Source organism: Hydrogenophaga borbori (assembly GCF_003417535.1).
Lineage (GTDB): Bacteria > Pseudomonadota > Gammaproteobacteria > Burkholderiales > Burkholderiaceae_C > Hydrogenophaga > Hydrogenophaga borbori.
Window position 1 is genome coordinate 1 of the sequence record NZ_QVLS01000023.1, and the last position, 5,732, is coordinate 5,732.

Annotated in this window: 5 protein-coding genes and 1 pseudogene; 5 read left to right on the plus strand and 1 reads right to left on the minus strand. The window is 64.0% G+C overall.

The genetic code is table 11. The features are described from left to right. Positions 1-504: 504 nt before the first annotated feature. Together DY262_RS21325 and DY262_RS21330 are read left to right on the plus strand one after the other, a co-directional pair. On the plus strand, positions 505-1,782 hold the full coding sequence (locus DY262_RS21325; protein WP_031942751.1) for a Rieske 2Fe-2S domain-containing protein: 1,278 nt from the start codon (positions 505-507) through the stop codon (positions 1,780-1,782). An 80-nt stretch (positions 1,783-1,862) separates the two neighbouring features. After that, positions 1,863-2,864, plus strand: coding sequence for a Bug family tripartite tricarboxylate transporter substrate binding protein (locus tag DY262_RS21330; protein WP_116961060.1), 1,002 nt, complete (start codon positions 1,863-1,865; stop codon positions 2,862-2,864). A gap of 5 nt (positions 2,865-2,869) precedes the next feature. Here the strand turns inward: DY262_RS21330 and DY262_RS21335 are convergent, their stop codons facing one another. After that, positions 2,870-3,331, minus strand: coding sequence for a MarR family winged helix-turn-helix transcriptional regulator (locus tag DY262_RS21335; protein WP_031942749.1), 462 nt, complete (start codon positions 3,329-3,331; stop codon positions 2,870-2,872). Positions 3,332-3,426: 95 nt separating this feature from the next. Between DY262_RS21335 and DY262_RS21340 the strand changes: the two genes are divergently transcribed. From DY262_RS21340 to DY262_RS21355, 3 genes and pseudogenes are all read left to right on the plus strand, one after another. After that, entirely contained in the window at positions 3,427-4,392 is a 966-nt protein-coding gene (locus DY262_RS21340) for a PDR/VanB family oxidoreductase (RefSeq protein WP_028605018.1), read from the plus strand. Positions 4,393-4,417: 25 nt separating this feature from the next. Then, positions 4,418-5,200, plus strand: coding sequence for an IclR family transcriptional regulator (locus DY262_RS21345; RefSeq protein WP_181936601.1), 783 nt, complete (start codon positions 4,418-4,420; stop codon positions 5,198-5,200). Between the two features lie 45 nt (positions 5,201-5,245). Beyond that, positions 5,246-5,683 (plus strand): annotated as a pseudogene (locus DY262_RS21355) (NAD(P)H-dependent oxidoreductase); the annotation flags it as partial. Positions 5,684-5,732 lie beyond the last annotated feature (49 nt).

Below are 5,732 nucleotides of genomic sequence, written 5' to 3' on the forward strand. Positions count from 1 at the left end.
AAGTCAATGAAATCAACGATCTACCAACACCACCTCCGCGCCAGTGCTAGCTTTTCGTACCGTCACTTATTGCACTGAAAACGAGGAGACCCCGGGCTTGACCCCGGCGCTGGCTGGCGGTTCAACCCCTTTCTGAATGCCCTCGCAGACCACGGTTGGCTGCGGCTGGACCCGACCGGCATCGGCCTGCATGTGGGATCCCACTGCGAAGCGCTGGATGCGGCCGGGAACCCGCAACCCACGTTGAGGGCCATCGGTCCGCCTACCGCCGGAGTGTTCGGCGACCCGCTCGGGGTGCCGTTCATCTCCGGTCAAATCCGGCGGATCCTGCCGGACGTGCTGCGCACCCTGGATTGCTGAGTTTCGGGCCGCTTAGCCTCGGCAGCCCCGTATGTGTGACCGGTGAATGCCCCACCGGCGGTGGGGACGGGGCGGCGGCATTGACAGCCGGTGGATGCGATCGAATAATAGCGAACCGCAAGTAATTTTCGTCCGAGGTCAAACATGCTGAATTCTGCAAACAATGAGATCCTCACCCGCGTCGGCCCCGGCACGGCCATGGGTGGCCTGTTCCGGCAGTTCTGGCAGCCCGCGCTTCTGTGCGAGGAGCTGCCGGCGCCGGATTGCCCTCCGGTGCGGGTTCGGCTGATGGGCGAGAACTTCGTCGCCTTCCGGGACTCCAGCGGGAAGGTCGGCCTGCTGGACGCGCATTGCCCGCACCGCCTGGCCGAGCTGTTCTTCGGGCGCAACGAGGAAGGCGGGCTGCGCTGCGTGTACCACGGCTGGAAGTTCAGCGTCACCGGCGAGCTGCTGGACATGCCGAGTGAACCTGCCGGCAGCCCGATGCGGTGCAATCCGAACATTCGCGCCAAGGCATACTCGGTCCACGAAGCCGGAGGCATCGTCTGGGCCTACCTGGGCCCGCAGGAGTGCGTCCCGCCTTTGCCGCAGATGGAATTCATGAGCCTGCCGGCACAGAACTTCTACACCTCGAAGTGCCTGATGAAATGCAATTACCAGCAGGCGCTGGAAGGCAGCATCGACACAGCGCACCTTACCTTTCTGCACCGGTCCATCGCGCCCATGGAGAAGGACGTGTTCAACGTAGGCCACCTGCAGGAGTACGGCGATGCCGACGGGGCGCCACGCTTTTTCTGCGAGGACACCGACTACGGTATGCGCATCTCTGCGCGCCGGGACGGAGGCGAGGACACCTTCTACTGGCGCATCACGCAGTGGCTGATGCCCACCGCCGTCCTGGTGCCGACAGCCGAAGGCCTGGTCTGCAGGGCCAACCTGTTCATCCCCATCGACGATGAGAACTGCTGGTGGTACCGCATCCGCTACCACGCTGGACGTCCTCTGAGCAACGATGAACTCGCCGAGTACAAGGGCGGCGGGCTCGACTACGCGAAGCTCGTTTCGGGAACCTACATCCCCGAGGGCAACCGCGCCAATGATTACCTAATGGACCGCACCCTCCAGAAGAGCGGCTCGTTCACCGGCGTCCTGAGCGCCCAGCTGCAGGATCTCGTAGTGCAGGAGAGCCAGGGCGCGATCGCCGACCGGACCAAGGAACACCTGGGCTCTTCGGATACCGCAATCGTCAAGTGCCGCCGGCGCCTGATCGAATCCGCGAAGAAGTTCGCCACGGAAGGCACGATCCCGGCGGCCGTCTCGCGCGCCGATCTGTACAAGCGGCGCGCCGTCGCCATGCTCTTGCCCAAGGAGATGACCGCAGAGCAGGCGGGAACCCATCCTGCCACCGTGCCGAGCGCCTGAGCGCGCCGCTGCAGGAGGTCGGCGCGCGCCGCCAAAGCGAAGCGAGCCCGTGCCTCACCACCAATCCAAAGGAGACTCCAGTGAATGTTCTCGTGAAGTTCCGCCGACCCCTCGCGCTGACTGCCGCTGTAGTGGCCACCGCCTTTGCGTTCGCCGCGCAGGCGCAGCCCAGGGATGCTGCATGGCCCTCCAAGCCGATCCGCTTCGTGATCCCGTTTGCCGCAGGCGGCTCAATCGACGTAGTGGCCCGTCTGATGGGCCGGCACCTGGAAGGACGGCTCGGTCAAAACGTCGTGGTGGAGAACCGCCCCGGCGCAGGCGGAATCGTCGGTGCGGACTCGGTAGCGCGGGCCGCGGCCGACGGGCACACCTTCCTGTTTACGGCGCAGGGGCCACTGGTGCTCAATCCGTTCCTGATGAAGCGCTTGCCTTACAACGCCGAAACTGCGTTCGCGCCGGTCACCCTCGTGGCCGAGGCACCGAACCTTTTGGTGACCAACCAAGCGTTTCCGGTGGCTAATTTTTCCGACTTGCTTGCTTTTGCCAAGTCAAACCCGGACAAGATGACCTTTGGCACGCAAGGAGTGGGCACCACCGGGCATGTCACCGGCGAACTGATCAACCAGCTGACTGGGCTTGGTCTCACTCACGTTGCCTATCAGGGGTTTCCTCCCGCCCTGACGGACGTTCTGGCCGGGCGGGTCGGCATGATGATCGGGGACACGATCAACCTCGTGCCGCGCATCCGATCCGGCCAGCTGCGGCCCATCGCCATCGCGTCTGCCCGACGCAGCACCGTGCTGCCGCAGGTGCCGACCTTCGCCGAGGCGGGTCACCCTGAAATCGTCTCGGGCCCATGGTTCGCGGTGCTGGCACCCGCAGGTACCGGCATCGAGATCCGCCGCAAGCTCTCCGATGAGATGCGCCAGATCCTGAATCAGGGTGAGGTCCAGGAGAAGTTGAAGGAACTCGGCGTGGAAAGCCGAGGGATGACTCCGGAGGAGTTCGATACCTACCTGAAGGCCGAGTACAAGCGCTGGGGCGGCGTGATTCGCAAGGCGGGGATCACTCTCGACAAGTGACCCGGCTACGGATCGCAGCCGCCAAGCCTGCCGGCTCGGCTTTCCAGCAGGGACATGGTGGCGAAGAAAGTACTCAGATGATCGGCGGGAATCCCGGCGAGCAGGTCGGCTTCCACCAGGTTGATCATGTCCTCCACCTGCCGGTGGACTTTCCTGCCGGTGGCCGTGAGGCTCAGTCGCAAGCGCCGGCGATCGTCGGGGTCCACGCCCTTCTTGAGGTATCCCTGTTCGACCAGCTTGTCGATCGCCCGGCCGACGAAGAAGGCATCGGTGCTGGTGCGCTCGGCGACCTGCATCGCCGACAGCGGCTCGTAGCGTCCGATGACGGCCATGACACGCCAGCTGGTCACCGTCAGGCCGAACTCGCTCTTCCACCGCGGGGCGAGATGGCGTGTGATGCGCGATGCCACCGACAGGCAGCGGTAAGAGATTCTGTTTTCAAGGGGCACACGGGGAGAGTTGCGCATGCGCAGATTCTACGGATCGGGACAGCCGCGTCGGCTGCCGGTTCGCAGCGCGGCGCGAGCATTTCTTCGTCTGCCAGTCGGGAGAAGTCGAGACCATGAATGCGCAAATGCTGCAAGTGCGCGTGGCGCGCAAGATTCCCCTTGCGCTGGACATTGCCTTGTTCGAACTGGTGAGCACCGACGGCAGGGCACTGCCTCCGTTCTCTGCGGGCTCGCACGTGGACGTTCTGTTGCCCTCTGGTGTCACGCGCCAGTACTCGCTGTGCAACGATCCTGAGGAGTCGCACCGCTACCAGATTGCCGTGCTCAAGGACCCGCGGGGCAGGGGAGGATCGCGCGCGATGCACGAGCTCGTGCGCGAAGGTGATGTGATCACCATCAGCGCACCGCGGAACCATTTCCCACTCACTCCGGGTGCCGAGGAGACCTTGCTGATCGCCGGCGGCATCGGCATCACGCCCTTGCTGTGCATGGCCGAGCGGCTGTACGTGCTCAAGCAGCCTTTCACCCTGCATTACTGTTCGCGTTCGGTGGAACGCACAGCGTTCCGGGAGCGCATCCAGCAGGCGGGCTATGCAGCGCACGTGCAGTTGCACCTTGACGACGGCCCGCAGCAGCAGAAGCTCGGCTTGCCCGCGCTGCTGCGCACGCCACGGCGCGGAGTCCACATCTACACCTGCGGTCCCAAGGGTTTTATGGACGCTGTGCTGTCCAATGCGCGCAGCAGCGGCTGGCCGCAGGACCAGCTTCACTACGAATTCTTCAGCGCCGCGCCGCAGAAGCTGGCCACCGACGGAAGCTTCGAGGTTAAGCTAGCCAGCTCCGGTCGAACCATCCGCGTTGCGGCCGATGCCTCGGTGACCTCGGCGCTTGCGGCCGCAGGTATCCTGGTGCCGACCTCTTGCGAGCAAGGCGTGTGTGGGACCTGCCTCACACGCGTGCTCGAAGGAGAGCCCGACCATCGGGACATGTACCTGACGCCGCAGGAGCAGGCCGCGAACGACCAGTTCCTGCCTTGCTGTTCCCGCTCCAGGTCAGCTTGCCTTGTTCTGGATCTTTAATCGGTAAGTCTCAGCAAGCATGTGTATGGCAGAGCTCTATTCGAAGTCGCAACCCACCACAAGCCAGATCTTGAGTGACAGCTCGGTGCGTTCCGTGGAACGCGCCATCGAAGTGCTCTTCAGTTTCACACAGCAGGAGCCGGTTCTCGATATTCCGGCGCTGCAGCAGCGCACCGGGCTGTCCCGACCCACTCTCTACCGACTGTTGCGAACACTGGAAACCAGGGGACTGATCTACTCGTTCGGGAACCCGCTACGTTTCCAGCTGGGCGCCCGCACCGGCTTGCTCGCGAGCACGTGGACGCCTGCGCCTCCACTGGTCACTCTGGCTGCCGGCCCGCTAGAACAGCTTTGGCGTAGCACCCAGCAAACCGTCGCGCTCATGATGCCCGTCTCCGCTACCCATCGCATGTGCGTCTTCGAGCGGAAGAGCCCTCAGGCCCTCTCGTTCAGCCGCGGAGTGGGTTATACCGAGCCGCTGCACAACGGTGCCGGCGGAAAGGTCATACTGGCGCACTTGACGCCGGACCAGCGGCGGCAGTCGCTTAGTCAGCTCAGTAGACATGCACGCGACCTGATCGCCCGTGACCTCCAGACCGTGCTCCAGGACGGTGTGCTCGTGACGCACGCCGAAGTGATGGCGGGGACGGTGGCCGTCGCCTCGCCGGTGCTGACAAAAAGCGGCCAGCCGGTGGCGGCAGTCTGCGTGTTCGGGGCGGAGATGCGGCTGCGCGGCGCCGCACTGCACTCCTCTCGCAGCCAGACCGCCAATGCGGCGTGCGACATCTCAACGCCGCCGGCCGTTTAGGCTTGACTCCGGGCACGATGGCGCTAGGTTTGGGCGTTTCGCGCAGTGCATTGTCCTTTCATCTCAAGGAACTTTCGGACGGCCGGCAGAGCTGGGTACCGAGCGACGACTGGCGGTCGCGTCCCGTCTCGACCCCTGCCACCTTTCCTGCTGCTCTACGGATCCTTGCGTGAGCGTTCGTACAGCCGGCTTCTGATCCTCGAAGCGGCACGTCTTCTTCAGGCCATGGGAGGCGAAGTCAAGATCTTCGATCCTGCTGGACTCCCGCTGGCCGACAGCGAGCCCGAAACGCACCCCAAGGTCCAGGATCTGCGCAAGCTTGCAGCGTGGGCCGAAGGGATGATCTGGTGTTCGCCAGAACGACACGGAGCCATGACGGGCATCATGAAAACGCAGATTGATTGGATTCCCCTGTCGATCGGGGCCGTCCGTCCGACCCGGGGTCTCCTCGTTTTCAGTGCAATAAGTGACGGTACGCAAAGCTAGCACTGGCGCGGGGGTGGTCTGGGTAGACCGTTGATTTCATTGACTT

Coding starts and splice junctions, on each gene's coding strand:
- DY262_RS21325 (WP_031942751.1), top strand. CDS start 505: ATGCTGAATTCTGCAAACAATGAGATCCTCACCCGCGTCGGCCCCGGC.
- DY262_RS21335 (WP_031942749.1), bottom strand. CDS start 3,331: ATGCGCAACTCTCCCCGTGTGCCCCTTGAAAACAGAATCTCTTACCGC.
- DY262_RS21340 (WP_028605018.1), top strand. CDS start 3,427: ATGAATGCGCAAATGCTGCAAGTGCGCGTGGCGCGCAAGATTCCCCTT.
- DY262_RS21345 (WP_181936601.1), top strand. CDS start 4,418: ATGGCAGAGCTCTATTCGAAGTCGCAACCCACCACAAGCCAGATCTTG.